The 15,735-nt window shown below is 54.1% G+C and carries 9 protein-coding genes; all 9 read right to left on the bottom strand.

The window, feature by feature from the left end; genetic code table 11:
* Positions 1 to 79: 79 nt before the first annotated feature.
* A complete protein-coding gene (locus CA54_RS25440) occupies positions 80 to 385 on the bottom strand; it encodes a transposase (RefSeq protein ID WP_146373805.1) in 306 nt (101 codons plus the stop codon).
* 86 nt (positions 386 to 471) lie between these two features.
* Complete coding sequence (locus CA54_RS25435) at positions 472 to 4,899, bottom strand: tetratricopeptide repeat protein (RefSeq protein WP_146373804.1); 4,428 nt, start codon at positions 4,897 to 4,899, stop codon at positions 472 to 474.
* Positions 4,900 to 5,005: 106 nt separating this feature from the next.
* Positions 5,006 to 7,024, bottom strand: a complete 2,019-nt coding sequence (locus CA54_RS25430; RefSeq protein ID WP_146373803.1) for a heparinase II/III family protein — start codon at positions 7,022 to 7,024, stop codon at positions 5,006 to 5,008.
* Positions 7,025 to 7,048: 24 nt separating this feature from the next.
* Positions 7,049 to 8,356 (bottom strand): glycosyltransferase family 4 protein, encoded by a 1,308-nt coding sequence (locus tag CA54_RS25425; protein WP_146373802.1) that lies wholly within the window; start codon positions 8,354 to 8,356, stop codon positions 7,049 to 7,051.
* Positions 8,357 to 8,421: 65 nt separating this feature from the next.
* Positions 8,422 to 10,563: a bi-domain-containing oxidoreductase gene (locus CA54_RS25420; RefSeq protein WP_146373801.1), complete on the bottom strand. Its 2,142-nt coding sequence runs from the start codon at positions 10,561 to 10,563 to the stop codon at positions 8,422 to 8,424.
* Positions 10,564 to 10,830: 267 nt separating this feature from the next.
* Complete coding sequence (locus tag CA54_RS25415) at positions 10,831 to 12,069, bottom strand: glycosyltransferase (RefSeq protein ID WP_146373800.1); 1,239 nt, start codon at positions 12,067 to 12,069, stop codon at positions 10,831 to 10,833.
* Positions 12,066 to 13,304, bottom strand: coding sequence for an O-antigen ligase family protein (locus CA54_RS25410; RefSeq protein ID WP_146373799.1), 1,239 nt, complete (start codon positions 13,302 to 13,304; stop codon positions 12,066 to 12,068). Before CA54_RS25410 ends, CA54_RS25415 begins: the two co-directional genes overlap by 4 nt.
* Positions 13,305 to 13,354: 50 nt before the next feature.
* The gene (locus CA54_RS25405) at positions 13,355 to 14,362 is read right to left on the bottom strand and encodes a glycosyltransferase (protein ID WP_390817447.1); all 1,008 of its coding nucleotides are present in this window, start codon (positions 14,360 to 14,362) and stop codon (positions 13,355 to 13,357) included.
* A 164-nt stretch (positions 14,363 to 14,526) separates the two neighbouring features.
* Positions 14,527 to 15,729, bottom strand: a complete 1,203-nt coding sequence (locus CA54_RS25400; protein ID WP_197532826.1) for a glycosyltransferase — start codon at positions 15,727 to 15,729, stop codon at positions 14,527 to 14,529.
* Between the last annotated feature and the right edge of the window lie 6 nt (positions 15,730 to 15,735).

The following is a 15,735-nucleotide window of genomic DNA, read 5'->3' as shown; positions in this document are numbered from 1 at the left end:
CCTACTCAGATCACATGTGGCCACCAAAATAACGCAAATGTGAAAAGCTCGTGAGGAGTTGGCCCTGAGGGTGCTACTCTCAGTTGCCGGATTTCATCTCGAGCAATAGATCCACCACAAGCCGGCGCAGAGCCTCGTTCTCCGATTTGAGGCAGTTGGGGCGCGTGTTATTGCCGCCGATTGACGAAGAGAGCAATTCCTCCTGTGATGACTTGCTCTGCTTAGGTCGCCAGCGGTAGTAAGTCGCTCGGCTAATCCCTACGGATTCGCAGGCTTCTGTGAGTAATACCCCTTCAGACAACAACCGTTCGGTCTCCCGGAGTTTTCCTTGAATCTCCGCGGAACTATGTCTGACGCGTTTGCTGGGGCTCGCATTCCTTGCCATGTTGAGTCCCTCGTCTTGAGAAGAGTGTTGGCCCGTGTCGTCCGTTGCTTGTCGTTCGGAATCGAGCTCATTTGAAATCAGAGGCCTCACTGAACTGCCTCCGCACGAGTGTTATTTGCGGTCACGCTGGCGAGCATCGCGATCACGCGATCATAGTCCGGCCGCTCCAGGGGATGGAGCGCTTCCTCTTTGAGTCCAAGCTTTTTCGCTTCCTTAATAGCGGTCTCCGCCTTTGCCATATTGCCAGTTAGCAAGTAGGCTTGTGCCAATCGAAAATACCGGGCGGCTGTCGGTTGTTCGTTGATTGCAGATTCCAAGTCTTTTCGTGCGGCGTCGCCTTGGTGTTTCGCCAAGTAGGCCGTGGCGCGTGAGTCGAGCAGTGGGGCTTTGGGGCCGGCGATTTTTAGGGCTCGGTTCAACATCGCGATTGCTTCATCGGCATCATCACCAGTGAGCGCCAGCAACATGGCCAAATTGTTCATGGCCGTGACATTGTCGGCATCAGTATCTAGGACTTCGCGATAGAGGGCCACAGCTTCGTCATAGCGAGATTCTTGGTTTCGTATTCCCGCGGCGGCAATGACTAGCGGCATCGGACGTTCTCGTATCGCTAAGGCACGGTCAAGAACGCTGTCGAGACGCTGCAGTTGTGCCGGCGACGGCATATTTGGGGAAACGATTTCCATGAATGTTTTGGCCAAATCTTGTGGCGGTGCGGTCTCTAGGACTTGCTCCACGACATCCAAGGCAGAATCAACGTCGCCGTGCCGCGCTTCGAATGCGGCCAAATTCAAACGTCCTTCGGGATGCAGTGCGGAGTACTTGCGGAAAAGTTTTTCGGATTCCTCAAAGTAACGCTTAGAACCAGCTTCTTCGCCGGAATTTTTCTGCACCCAGCCAATTCGTTCTAGATGGGCCGCGACCCAGAGGGACCGAGTCGGCAATTCGTCCGATGTGGGATCCAGCCGCTCGACGTACCGCTGAAAAACCGCCACGACGTCGTCATGCTTGTCACGAAAGAGTAAAGCTTTTGATCTGAGTTCAATCGTTGCGGGTTCATCGGGAGCAAGACGTTCGAGTTGGCGAATCCACAACTCTGCTTCGTTAATTTCTTGTTGAGCCAGTAGCACGCGCGCGTAGCGCTCTTTGTACCGTATTGATTTCACTTGCAACGATGCCAAATTGCGGAGAAGTCCGTTGGCCTTGCCCCAGTCCCCGTCGGCCAAATAGAGGTTTGCCAGCAGTAACTGGTCGTTGGGATTCGGCTGCGTGCTCTCCTTCAACAATTCGTTCAAAATCTTGATCGCTTCGCGATGTGTTTCTTTGGTCGGCTGCGTTGACAAAATGTAAGCTTTGGCACGGCGATCATCTTTCGACGCGGATGCCGATTCCAAGTTCTGGTCAAGCATTTTGACCGAACGCTGGTAATTCTGGTAACCCGCGTCGCCCGCCACCAAAATCGCGAGATTCCGATTCGCCCACGCGCGATCAGCTTCGCTGACTTCCAGTGGACCCGTCGTGAGTTGGAGTAAATACGATTCAGATTTCTTCGCTGCGCCGTGCCTGACATAAAAATCGGCGATTGCGCGTAAAACCGCTGGATTTTCGGGGGATTGCTTGGCCGCTTCCTGGAAGCGTTGCTCGGCTTCCTCCAGACGATTCAGTGAGTCATAAAGTCGTGCCATAGCCATCGGCGCATCTTCCGGCTTCAAGCGCGATTCCATTTGGGTGAGCTCCTGCTCGATGGCATCGGTGCGTTTTTGCCGTTGCAGGAACTGAATCAAGGCAATCCACGTTTCGGGAACAGCAGAGTTCAGGGACTTTGCCTTCCGCAAAGCGGCTTCGGCTTCCTCATGCCGTTCTAAGATTTCGAGAATTTGACCCAACCACATGTGATCGCGGTGATTGTCGGACGAAGCGGCCGTTTCTTCAGCGAATGCCAATGCCCGATCAAATTCCTCAAGTTGCAGCGACACTTCAGCCGCCATTCGAGTGAGTTCCGATGAAAATGGGCTTTGTTGTTCCTGCAAACGGCGAATTGTCTGATCGGCTTCGACAAAACGGCCGCGTTCGCGTAGCAATTGAACCGTTCGTCTGATTGTATTCGGAGCGCGTTCTCCCAGTTCGATGGCTTTTAGGAAGTCGGGAATCGCTGAGTCCGGTTTTCCTTGATCGTCGTAGATCTCGGCAGCCAATAATGGTACCCGGGACCAACCGGGCCGGGCAATTTGTGCGATCTCCAGATGCTTGAGGGCCTCGGTGTATAACTCTGGTTGCTTTTGTTTACGGGCATTGACCATCAACCGCACAGACTCACCGTACCGCCAGAGCGGGCCTTCCCCTTCAATTCGTTTCATTTCTTCTAACATCTGTACCATCACAGCCTCGCGGTTGGATCGTATTGCAAGATCGAACAACAGCAACCGGATGTTGAGGTTGTTGGGATCTTGCTTCGCCACGCTTTGGCATAATTCTTCGCAGTAATCAAAATCCTGAATTGCCAATGCGAGGCGTGCCAATCCACTTTCCAGACGGCTTCGATCGTCCGGCGACATCTCGGCGGGAGCGGTTCCAATTTCCTTAAGCTGCTCGGATGATTCTTTTCCAAACCGCATCGCTACATACTGTGCCCGCAACAGACGCAGTTCGACCGAATCTCCAAAACGCCCCACAGCTTCTGAGAGCAACGTCTCCACCGTCGTCCAATCCCGTTCTCGTTGCGCGAGTGAGATCGCTGCGGCCCATGCTGGGAGTTTAGCCTTTTCCGACTCCCTTGCAGCAAGTAACGCTTCCTTGGCTTGGTCCTTTTGTCCTTGGGCGAAGAGAACTTCGGCCTTTAGCACAGACATGCCATCAGGTGCCTCTGTATCGCTTTTTTCCAACCGATTGATCGCCGCTTCAACCTCCTGCCATTGGCGCTCCCCCGTTTCTTTTCGCAGGTTGGCAAGAATCATTAAGCGAAGTACCTGCAACGGCATTTCCTGAGGAGCCCCGGGGAGACGTGAGATATTCCGGTATTGCTCAAGACTTTCTTCGACACGTCCAACTTGCAATAGGGCTCGTGCGAGGCCGGCTCGCGCGGGAACCCAAGTGGGATCGGCATCGAGCGCGCGGCGATAAGCAGCCAATTGCTGGTCTGAATTTCTGAGTTGTTCATAGCAATCCCCCAGCCTGAGATCGACATCCTTGATCATCTCCGGCCAGTCAGCGAGGCTGTTGCGCAGATTGCTGTATAGCTGTTGGGCCTTCAGCCATTTTTTTTGCTCGAATAGAATACGCGCTTCGAGATAGTCGATGCGTGGCTTGGGATAGGTTGAATCTCGGAGTTCGGCAATCGTCTGTGCGGCTTCTTCCAGTTTGCCCATGTCAATGAGAAAACTAGCAAGATTCCATTGCAGGTCTTCCGGATGCCTCGCCAATTTCTGCCCCCGTTTTAGCCAAGTGATGGCACCTTCTCTATTTTGTTGTTGCGATTCGATTTGGGCCAATGTTAAGTAGGGGAGTGCGTTCGCTTCATCGAGTTTTAACGCTTCCTGAGCAAATATTCCGGCTTGGTCGGTGCGGCCGGAAAGAACTGCGGCATTCGCTGCAAACAGGATGACATCAACGTTATCGGCAGCCAGTGAAACCGCTCGTTCTGCGTCCTGCATCGCCGCCTGAAGAACCAATTCCGCTCCCGTTGGTTTTGCCTCTGTGTCGGCATCGTCAGCCGGTGGGGCGTCTTCAGGTAGTTTGAAACGCGTATCGCGTAGTCGCGTATGGATCGCGGGTTCTTGTTTATTACGAATGAGAAATTGGCCACGGGCAACGTAAGCCTCATAGTTCTCTGGATTCTTTTCCACCATCACATCCAGTTGAGCCAAGCCATCACCTGGACGCTTCAGGTGAGTGACGTATACTTCCGCCAAATATTGATGCGCGGCTAATCGCTCGGGCGAAGCAGCGGTTGCTTCTTTAAACGAACGGACCGCCACCGAATAGTCTCCGAGTCCCACTTGGCAAATCGCCCTGAGCTCTCGCAGTTCGCCATCGACCTCCGCTGGTTTTTGGTCCTCCGCTTTCTCGCTGCTGCGGTTTGGATCCAGCACATCGAGATGCTCTCGTGCATCTTGGTAGCGGCCCACGCGCGGGTTCACGGCGATTGTGATCAATTTTCGCCGAACTTCATCGTTCGCTGGATCGAGACGCAGCACGCGCTCATACGTCAGTAAAGCGGACTTAAGTTGTCGCGTCTCGTTCATCGCGTTGCCGAGTCGTGTCAACGCCGCCGCATCGTTGGGGACTACTGCCAAATAGCGCTGCAGAAATCCGATCGCCTCACCGTACTTATCTTCGGATTCCGATCGCTCTGCTTCGCGAAGAAACGCATGGGCATGCCGTCCCATTTGGTAAGCATGCAGGCCAAATAGTCCCCCGATCGAAACGATGGTCAGTCCCAAAGCGATCAAAATCCAACGTGTATTGACCGCGCGCGGTTCCGCGATTACGGATTGTTCAGTGGTTGCAGTAGTCATGCGATTTTCATTCGAGAGCGGATTGTCAGATATATCTCAGGTTCCTGTGAACGAGCAGGTTGGACATTAAAAAAATATATCGATGCGAGAATTCCACGGCAGTTCATCATGAATCAACAAGTTGCCGACAGTTGACCGTGCTGTCCAGAAGCTCAAGGCACCAAGTTTCGTTGGCGACGGCGTCGATTCCATTGAGTAAAATTGTGCCGTTGTCGGTCGATTCCATCTCTGCTTGAATCTCTGAGCCAAACTTCGTCAAAGACCATCCAGATACCGCCGGTAACGCGGCGTTCGTCGACCACTCCACCACAGGGGCCGGGATACGTTTACCAAACTCCGGGCAAAACCATCCTTCTGTTATCCGCAAGTTGCCCGGTGTGAGTGAAGCCAGGATGTACTCGTCGGAGTTCACAATCAGTCGCACCGTGCTTTCGGATTCTTGTACGGCAATCACGTCGGCATGGAGGTGCAAGCGGTTGGTTAAGGTGTGCCGCTTCGTGCCGTGTGCTTGATCGACCACGAACCATCCACCGGCCTGCCGACAAATGACCCAGCGGTCAATTCGTGGGACGCCCAATCTGCGATACGCGTTGTGCGAGGCGTGCGCCCAGTCAATACCATCGCGCGTCCCCGACGTGAGATGTCCCGGCCAGCCGCGATAGCCCATACGAAACTTTGACCACATGTCGCATTGATCGCAATCGTCGATCTGCAGGACGTTATGCGCTGCTGTCGAGCGACTATACCTTCGCATGGCATCGTCGCCATAACTGAACACGCCGCTATCAACGATAACCCGATGACCGTTCAGTGACGCTTCGAGATTTAATAGGTCGCCATGTGCATGCGCCGGCAGGTCGTTGGCTCCGACCGGACCTCTATCAAATAACAGGTAGTCGGCTTCGTCACGCCACGTCCAGTAATCGCCGATCTTCCGTGCGCCAGTCTTGTGTTGTTGCTTCAGCGGCGATGTCTGATGGCTTTCATTTGCGTGTGCAATCAAACTTTCACAAGCGGCTGTTTCGCCCAGGCATGAATCCGCCAACAGCGGAATGTCGCCGTCGGGATGCACGATTACGCTCAAAAAATCAGCCATCTTTTCAGCCGCGTTCGAGCAACGCTGCGCCAACGCGGGCCGAACTCTTTTGACTGCCTCTCTTACGTCGAGCACCGCTTCGAGCATTTGCGCATGATACATGGGTGATCGCTCGAAATGTTCTCCATGCGGCAAGATTTGACAATCTAATTCGTACCGCAGGATGACATCGGCCTTGCTGAGCCACTGTTCGGCTTCCTCACCTTCAAAAAAGGCACCGCAGAGTGCCAATGCTTTAGCGTTCTCCAGCAAGTGATTACCACCCAGATCCCGCTCTAGATGCTGTTCCAGGTACAGTGCTTGGGCAGCCATGCTGCGCAGGATCAGATCCCGATCCTCTGGTGGTGGCGGACTGGTACAAAACAGCGTGATCCAAACCGGCAGTCTGCGAGAAATGCAGAAGGGATGCCACGCATCATCCACAACACGCACATCGCTCAGCTGATTGGTTCCAATCCAACGCTTGGCAATTTCCCAGCAGCGAAACATTCCACAATCGGACGGCATATTTGGTGAATGCGTTGCCAAGTCGAGCAAAAACTCATGATAGTGCAGATGAAAACGCCAGAGATGGCATAGGTGCGGATGCTTTTCCAGGCGCCAGTCGATTGGATCGGGGAGCACAGCTTCCAGGTTGAGGAAACGATAACGGTCCCCTGCAACGCGGTTGGCGTTTTGTGCGGAATCGCTTGTTTGTCGGCCACTTTGTTTATGCCGGCTCATGCTTTGCAAACCGGCGAGGTCATCCCGAATTGCGGGAGTTTGTTCTCCCTCATGGACGGAGACCCCACTTTGCCTGAGGCGCGCCATCGATCGCCGGCCTTTCATGAGCAGCCGATTGCCGAACTGCTGAGGTCGATGGTAGCGTAACAAATAGCACCAACGTACCGCACTGCGGATCAGGTGATGGCTTCCGTGCATGAACTCTAGGACCGGCGGTCCCTCCAGGCCTTCACGCATGGCGATAGGAGCAATGCGCTGGTAGTCGATGATTTCTGAGCTTAGTGGTGGGTAGCTAGTTTGAGGCATACTTTATATGTGCGTCACCAACAATCAGACGTGTGTCGCTGATGTTTGGACAGGCGTTGGCGCTGCTGTGGGAATCTCTTCGACGGACACCTTTTCTTCAATACCGGTGACAGCGTGTAATTGCCGCAGGAACCGCGACGCCAGTTGTGGGCGTGAATAATGCTCGGTGACAAAGGCCCGCGCAGCATGGCCCAATTGTTGTGCCAGCTCTGGATCGCCTGAAATCTGCTCGACGCATTTGACCAGTGCTTGCGCGGACCCGGGCTGCATCGCCAGCCCAGCGTCGGCCTCGAGAACAATCTCTCGCGCTTGCCCTTTGACCCCCATGATGATCGGGCGACCCATCGCCATCGTTTCAAAAATCTTTGAAGGGATCACCGTTTCAAACAGGTCGCATTCCTTCAGGTGAATGAGACAGGCATTTGAACTTGCCAATATCCGCGGGACCTCTTCACGCGGCTGGCGTCCCGCGAAAATCACTTGGCGTTGCAAGCCGCGCTGTTGCACCTCTTGTTCAAGCTCTGCACGTCGCGCTCCGTCACCGACCAGGAGAAAACAGACGTCACTCCGCCCATTTTGTCGAAGCATGTCTGCCGCATCGATCACGACCTCCAGGCCATGGGCCATACCTATCGTACCAATGTACGAACAGACAAATTTCTCCTCTAAATCCCAGATATGCAAGAACCGTGCGTCAGGTGGGCCAGGAACAAAACGGCGAGGATCGACGCCATTTGTGATCACAGACACACGATCGCCGACTGCCGCTTTCTCCAGAATCTTTTTGCGATAACCGTCCCCGACAGCGACAATATGGTCGGCGGCGAGATACAAACGTCGTTCCAAAAACTCAAGAAAACGTAACAACGGCCGGCTCTTTAGGGCTCCAACGGCTGCGATGGATTCCGGCCAAATGTCGCGAATTTCCAGGACAAACGGTCGGCGTTTGATCCACGAGACGAACACACCCGCCCACCCGCAGAAAAACTGAGGCGAAGTCGCAATGACGACGTCTGGCCGTGAAAGTCGGAAGGAAACAAACACCGCGCTGCACAAGTAGGACAAGAAATTCAAAATCCGCCGCAAGGTTCCCGCATTGGCCGCCAACAACGTCCAAACCCGCACCACCCGGATACCGTCGACCTCTTCGTATTGTGGCCAAAGCGCGTTGCGATACCCTTCGTAAACGACGCCGTCGGGGCAATTCGGAGCGCACGTCACAACAGTCACATCATGCCCCGCCGCCGCCCATAACCGACAATGCTCAAACGTCCGCGTCGCCGGCGCATTGACCTCAGGCGGAAAATAATGGGTGAAAAACAGAATCTTCATTCCGCTTCAGTCCTCCACCTGTAGACGCATCCAAATTGTTCTCGCAGAGACAGTGCTAAACCTTTTCAAATAACATCAAACGGAACCCCTTCACGCAAACTCTGCACCGCCAGGATCGACGCTAGCGACACCGCGCGAATGTCTTCCCACGGAATCGGTGGAGTGGCCGTCCCCGAGATGGCAGCTGCGAAGGCTTGGATTTGTGCGACGTGACCTTTGTCTTGGCCACTGAACTTTTGGCGGCGTGTGCGTCCGCCCTTGCATGTCGTCACTGAGCGGAAATCATCCAGTACGGCAATCTGGCCACTGCCAAATACCTCAACCCGCTCCTTCGGAAAGCTCCGGTCGCCGCCTGACAAATAAGCCACGTTGGAAATCGAACCATTGGCGTGGCGCAGTGTGATAAAGCATTGATCATCGCGAACCTGTGGGGCCGTCGGACCACCGATCGCTTCGGCGAAGACACGTACCGGAGGTGAACCGGTTAAAAATGTGGCCAAGTCGATCGCGTGGCACGCTTCGCCGATGATTCGTCCCCCGGCAGTCTCTTCATCTTGACTCCAATGATCAGCCGGTAACGGCCCGGCATTAAACCGGACACTGACGGTTAGCGGCGCGTCAACATGGGTGAAAAACTCTTTGATTTGGGTCACAGCCGGGGCAAAACGGCGGTTGAATCCAACTGCTACGATTGGCGGAGCATCGACGGTATCCGCCAGAGTCTCTTCGATGTCGAGTAGGTCTTGCTCCGTAAGACACAATGGTTTTTCGACGAAAACATGTTTATTTGAGCGGATTGCTCGGATGACTTGCTCGGCGTGTTGGTCGTGCGGCGTAATACACAGAACCGCTTTCAGACGTTCGTCTTCGAATATCGCTTCCGCATCTGTCGTCGCCGTCGCAAAACAAAACCGTTTGCCCGCACTTTGAGCAGAAACCCCACCGGCGGAGCAAAGCACAGCCGGTTCCAATTGTTTGCATTTCTGCAATGCCGGCAGCAGCACCGTGCGGGCAAAGTTCCCCGCTCCCAGCACGCCAATCGGTAATTTGCCATTGCGCGACGGCGACCGCAATTCAACCCGCCGCCGAGGTTCACTGTTTTTGTGTTGAGGATATTCGAGAAGGATACCGACGTACGGTTCCGCACCACTTTCGATGAGATCATACGCGTCGCCCGCGCGTTCGATCGGAAAGCGATGGGAAATCAACGAAGAGACATCCAGTCGACCATTGCCCATCAGATCCAATACTGCTTGCATATTCCGCTGTTCGGTCCAGCGCACATAAGCAGCCGGATAATCGCGGTTGCGATCCTCATAATCCGGGTCATAACGGCCCGGGCCATACGAACACGACACGACGAATTCAGCTTCCTTGAAATAAAACGGCCGACGATCCAATTCCAAACCGACTGCGCCAACGGCCACAACCCGGCCTTTTTGCCGCACAGCGGCCGCCGCTAGGTTCACCGGGCCGTTCGAAGCCGTGGACGCCGTGATCAATACCGCATCCGCGCCAAGGCCACCAGTCGCCGCCTCAACGTCTTCGCCGCTGACGTTCGGTAAGGCAATTTCACAACCCATCTGTTTAGCCAGCTCGCATTTCGATGCCTCGGGGTCGGTCCCAATCACGCGACAACCCGCTGCCCGCAGTAAAGCAACGGTGAGCTGTCCCACCAACCCCAGTCCCACGACAAACGCCGTTTCGCCCAATACAAGCCGTGAAAGCCGCACGCCTTGCAAAGCAATCGCCCCCAGCACCGCAAACGACGCATGGTCAAAGCCAGTTTCCCCCACAATCCGAGCACACAGATTCTCAGGAACGCTCACAATCTCCGCATGCGGACCATTAGAAGCCACACGATCCCCCGGCCGAAACGCCTGCACACCCTCGCCGCAAGCAATCACCACACCAGCAGAGCTATACCCCATACTCATCGGCTCATCCAACTTCGCCCGCACCTGGCGAACCGTGCTGCTAAAGCCCTCATTACAAACCTTCTCCAAAACCCGCCGCACATGATCCGGCCGCGCCCGCGCCTTACCCAGCAAAGACTTCTTCCCCAACCCAATTGCCGCCCGTTCAGTGCCTGCGGAAACAAGCGAACAAGCATTGGCGATCAACACCTCTCCCCGCCGCGCCACGGGGGCGGGGACTTCGGTGACGGTTAGTTGGCCTTTGTTAATGTTTTGTAGGAGTTGTTGCATCTGCAGTGAGATTTGTTAAGTCTTGCGATTGAACTGGTGAACTTTCCGAAGCGCGATCTAATTTGCCGGGAGCGTAGCGGAAGCATTCGAACAGAACAGTCCTTGATAACAGTTGAACACTAATTCATGTGACTGGTGTCATCTATGGGGGCTGGTCACAGCCTTTCTCGTTCGAGAGCGCGCCGCCGAATGCCCGTGCTGTTTGCTGGCCACTCGCTAACGATACGTTGATAGTAGGTCGCAAGGCGGGTACTCATGTGGAGCAAATCAATCATGATTTAACTCAGGGGAAATGTGGCGTCGAGTTTGTCTAATGGCCATTTTGTAAAAGCTAGTAAGTTCCGTTTCAACGACCGGCCAAGTTAAGTGCTTTTCAACATATTGCCTGCCCCGAAGTCCCATTTCCATTGGATTGGCAGAAAGAATGCGAGCTATAGCTTCGGCAAATGCGTCTGCGTTACCTGGCACTGTGAGACCCGCCCCTGAATTGTCGACGAAAACATGCGTCGCCACCTCGGGGGTCACCACAACGGGTGTTCCATGTGCCATTGCCTCAACGACTGCGACTCCAAAATTCTCGTGGATCGAAGGCAGTACGAATACATCCGCGACTGTAAGGGCTGCCTGCTTCAGTCTCCCGGATAGAAATCCAGAGAAGACGATGTCGTCAGTCAAGCCGCAACTCTCGACTGCGTCGCGGGTTTCTGAAAGGTGACCAGCGTCATGTCCCGCGATCAACAATACGGAATCTGGGAAGTCCAATCGCAGTTGTGCCATCGCTCTTACAGCAACCTCCGGTCTTTTGATTGCCGCAATGCGGCCGAGAAAAAGTAAAACGCGTTTGCCCCTAAGTTCTGGGAAACGGGCGTACAGTTCCTGGCGGGAGTTATCGTCATTGATTTCGGGAATTGCAATTCCATGGGGAATCACGTGGATACGATTTTCAGGTAGCCAGGACAAAATTGCCTGCTCCTCGTCCTCCGACATGGCGTGAACAAACGCGGCGTGGCAGAGATCTGTGCGTAGCGTGAACTGTGTAAAGATCTGTTTCAACCAATGACTACCCATACGGAAACATTGCGGATCAAGGTTGCCGGCTGGCCTAACGATGTACGGAACCCGAAATTTGCGAGCTGCCCTCGCAGCGGAATTCGTCAGATGACTGAATGTGCCATGGATATGGACCAAATCGGGTCGTGTATTGGCCTCAGACAACGTTCGGTGTAGCCATCGGTTGCAATCCGGAGAAAATGCGAACCGATTGAGCGGATGCCGGCGGCCGTAGGCGCGCCCCAGGTGGACCTCTGCGCCGAAGAAACTCGGATCCGCCAGCATTATTTCGACATATCGTTCACGCGGTTCCCAAGGCTCCGCCGATTGCGTGGTCGTGGCAAGCAACGATACGTCTTTCCCAGCCGCAATTTGTGCACTCAACAAGCTGCGAATTGCATGGCTCGGTCCGCCGGATCGCGGATCTACGCTATGGATCACGTGAAGGATTTTCATTTACTCAGTTGTGCCTGCAGAAGGTGATTGGAGCATTCTCGACGTCGCACGACCACAACACCGCGGCCGGATCTCGTTGATGACTTGTGTCGGCGACCAATCTGACGGAAAGAAGGGCGCTTACTTTGAGCCATTTCCGGAATCCGGTCAATTAGTGCGATCCCGAAGCCCAGCATAAGTGCATTGATGCTGGTGCCGAGAAACGTAGCCGATTCCGCGAGTCCGTGGACAAGCGGTGCTGCTGTAAAAGCTAAGGCGAGGAAAGGCGTACTTTTGTCCAGATTGGATCGGGCAGCAATTGTAAACATTCTCAGCATGCGAAATGCGACCATGGCCAAGGATGCAAAAAGAATTGCGCCACCAAAAACGCCGGTCTCTGCAATTGTGTGCAGATAAATGTTCATGACATTTGCCGAGTGAGTTCCCCAATGTAGCCAGCCTTGACCGATCACGGGGCTTTCAGAAAATTGTTTGATTGCGTATGACCAGACTCCGGAACGTGTGTCTTTGAAAAGATCCTCCGACATGCGACCGACACCGGTAATTTCTTCTGGGCGGAAGGATTGGAAAACGACCACCCCGACGAAAGCCGTAACCGTAAGCAACGCGAATACGGCTGGTCGTTTTATGAACGACAATGCCAAGAAGAATCCTCCCGTGGCGGCCATTACGCAGGCAGCTCGACTTCCGGTTCCCAAAATGATCAACGTCAAAAGAAGTGAGACACCGAATCCGACAGCTTTCCACCATCGTGATCGCTCGTACAAGCCAAGGTAGAGGCAGAACATCCACAGCGGCGCCGCCGTTTGCCCAATTGTATTGGCATTCATACCCCACAGCGACAATCGTTCTCCTTGCACTGCCTGTGCCGGATCCCTTAAATAGAAAAACGCGACGGCAAAAGCGGCCAACGCGGAAACCATGGATAACCAGCGCATACCTTTTCTCAGGTCTTCAAAATCACGCACCGAGTATCCCAGGCATCCCCCGGAAAGCACGGTTAACGCAAACAACCCTTTGTGAAACAGCCCCCAAGTCGGCGATGTGCTCCAACAGGCAGCCAGTACAAATAGGAACACAAACGCGACAAAGCTGCCGAATGCCTGGCGAAGATAAAAGCACCGATAAAACACAACGCCGATCGTGACGATGAGCAGTGTCGTCGCCAGTCGCGATATTTTTAACGCGGTTCCGCCTTCCAACGCAGTCGCGGATGAAAGTGGAGCAAGCAACAAGAACGTGCCGGCGATTACAAACAGGATGTTAGGAAGTGCACGCATACCGGTCAGTGTGCTACCGTCACACTAGTCGTCCGACAATCATTGCCGGTCCGTATGTTCTTGACGAAGCTGTGAGCGATACGGTTGTAGCAAAGTGATTGCAATACAGGGCCCCACTCTTTTTGCACGGTTGAATACGCATTGGCCTGTGATAGGCGGCGTTGCAATGCCGAAGTCAACTCTTCGAGCTGGCCGGCCGGTACGATGTCGCCTACGAGTGGTGAGTTCACTACGTCGGGATGGCAGCCAACTTCATCGGTCACAATGACTGGTAGTCCTGATGCAAGAGCCTCTAAGACAACAACCCCCCAAGGTTCTGAGGATGGGAGGACGAACAAGTCAGCCAGAGAATACCACTCCACTACGTTTGGAGGTTGTAAAAATCCCACGAAACGGACGCGCGACGTGAGCCCTAAGTCTGCGACCATCGTTTCTAGTTCACTTCGCATCGGGCCGTCGCCAACGATGACCAAACTAGCGGATTGCGAAATGGGCGCGGCGTGAAAAGCACGTATCAGCAAATCAACACGTTTCATCGGTATCAGCCGGCCAACGAATAGGGCAACAGGCCCACCGTCCAGTCCGTATTCACGTCGCAACTGTTCACGTCGCGAGCGAAGATCGCTCGTCCTCGACGCAATCATTTCAACATCCGGCGCGTTGGGCACATGGGCCAGCGTGGACGGTTTTGCTCCGTAACTCTCTAGGTATCGGCCAGCGAGAGTGCCCGTTGGAAACCCGCCGGCGGCGTGTTTAACGACCCATTGCACGACGGGGCGTTTGATCCAACGTTTCCAGGATTGCCGTTCTTTTTTCAAATGCGACTCGCACATGAGGAAAAATGGGATCCCTTGTCTCGCCGCGAAACGCATCGCGGCCCACATTGTGACATGGTTGTATCCGCCAATAATGATTGCATCATAACGGCCGGCACGTAGTCGTTTTACAATACCTGAATTCCAAAACGTTGATTTTGAACTGCCTCGCCAGCGACTCAGGTTGACCCCGGGCATAATGTGCGACTCGAAATTGCACTCCCATTCGTTATCCCACGGTCGATCCGACTTTCCTGCAGAACAATAGAACACGGCAAGATCAACGTCTGGAAGACGGGCCACTTCATTCCAAAATGGATCGCGATAGGGCGTCGGGATTGGTGTGACAACGGCGATGCGCATCAGTTGGGCTGCGACTCCGGATTTGTGGATGGGAAAGTTCCTACTGAAGTAGTGCCGCACAGCGCTGAATACACTTCTATCGTGCGAGCGGCGTTTTCTTCCCATCCAAATTGGGTGATGTATTCTTCAAACGCGTGTTCGTAACGACTTTGGATGCGGTTCATGATTTCTTCCACACCCATTTTCAATCGTGCTGCATCATCCGCATCGGTGACGACACCAATATCGCACTGATTGAGCGTTTCTATAAACGTAGGGGCAGAGGAGACGAGTACCGGACGTTTGTACTGTGCCGCAACATTGAGAACGCCGCTTTGGGATGTGAAATGCTCTCGGTAGGGCAATGCGACCCAGTCGCAGAGTTGGAACAGGTCCGGTATGTCGCAATCAGGGATGTAGCCGTCAATGAAGGTCACCGAATCCGAGATTTCGAGTGATCGCGAGAGCGCTTGATAATTGGCAATCGTGCAGTGCCCTTTGGCTCCGGCACGGCCGGCAACGACGAGATGAAGATTCTCACGGAAAACCGGAAGTACTTTTAGCAGACCGGTCAAATTCTTTTCGTCACGAATATTGCCGAAAAAGAGAGCGATCTGTTTATCCAAAGGCAAGCCGTATTTATTGCGCAATGTGTCGCGGGCCGCAGATGGGAGTCCGTAGTCGTAGGGACCGTGTGGAACGACATGTAACTTTTCCAGGTTGATGCCTGCAAACTCGGCAAGATCGTCGGCTTGTGCTTGGCTGTGAACAAATAGGGCATCGGCTCTGCGATAGAAGTTCTTCAGCTGGTGGGTTTCGTAACGGCGATTGACCATAGCTGCCTGTCGCCGCACGTCGTGGACGGTCGCGACGACTTTCACGCCCGTAGCATCGAGCGCCCGTCTCCAGAATGGGAAGCTAAAGTGATTGATGTTAGAAAAATGAACAATGTCAGCACGCTGTTCGTCAATTCGCCGGCAAAGTAGTTGTGGGTTCGCAAACTGAGCCGTGAGAAACCGCAGTCGACGTCGCCATGCGATCGAGTGCCCAATTTCTCGAAGCCCAGTCCAAGTCTTGTATTCCGCTTCGGCCAGCCAATGAAAAGTTGGGAGGCAGGCGAGTTCAGCATCAACGTCATCTTGCGTCGAAAGATGAGTCAATAGTTCATGCGTATATCTGCCAATCCCACTTCCTGGGAAGAGAAGGTAAAACAATACACGCATCTCTGC

This window comes from Symmachiella macrocystis (assembly GCF_007860075.1).
Classification (GTDB): domain Bacteria; phylum Planctomycetota; class Planctomycetia; order Planctomycetales; family Planctomycetaceae; genus Symmachiella; species Symmachiella macrocystis.
The sequence above is the reverse complement of the archived record's forward strand: the minus strand, read 5'-3'. Positions and strand labels throughout refer to the sequence as shown.

Bases quoted from the DNA above. Each gene is read 5' to 3' on its own strand.
- CA54_RS25440 (WP_146373805.1), bottom strand. From the start codon at position 385: ATGGCAAGGAATGCGAGCCCCAGCAAACGCGTCAGACATAGTTCCGCG.
- CA54_RS25435 (WP_146373804.1), bottom strand. From the start codon at position 4,899: ATGACTACTGCAACCACTGAACAATCCGTAATCGCGGAACCGCGCGCG.
- CA54_RS25430 (WP_146373803.1), bottom strand. From the start codon at position 7,024: ATGCCTCAAACTAGCTACCCACCACTAAGCTCAGAAATCATCGACTAC.
- CA54_RS25425 (WP_146373802.1), bottom strand. From the start codon at position 8,356: ATGAAGATTCTGTTTTTCACCCATTATTTTCCGCCTGAGGTCAATGCG.
- CA54_RS25420 (WP_146373801.1), bottom strand. From the start codon at position 10,563: ATGCAACAACTCCTACAAAACATTAACAAAGGCCAACTAACCGTCACC.
- CA54_RS25415 (WP_146373800.1), bottom strand. From the start codon at position 12,069: ATGAAAATCCTTCACGTGATCCATAGCGTAGATCCGCGATCCGGCGGA.
- CA54_RS25405 (WP_390817447.1), bottom strand. From the start codon at position 14,362: ATGCCCGGGGTCAACCTGAGTCGCTGGCGAGGCAGTTCAAAATCAACG.
- CA54_RS25400 (WP_197532826.1), bottom strand. From the start codon at position 15,729: ATGCGTGTATTGTTTTACCTTCTCTTCCCAGGAAGTGGGATTGGCAGA.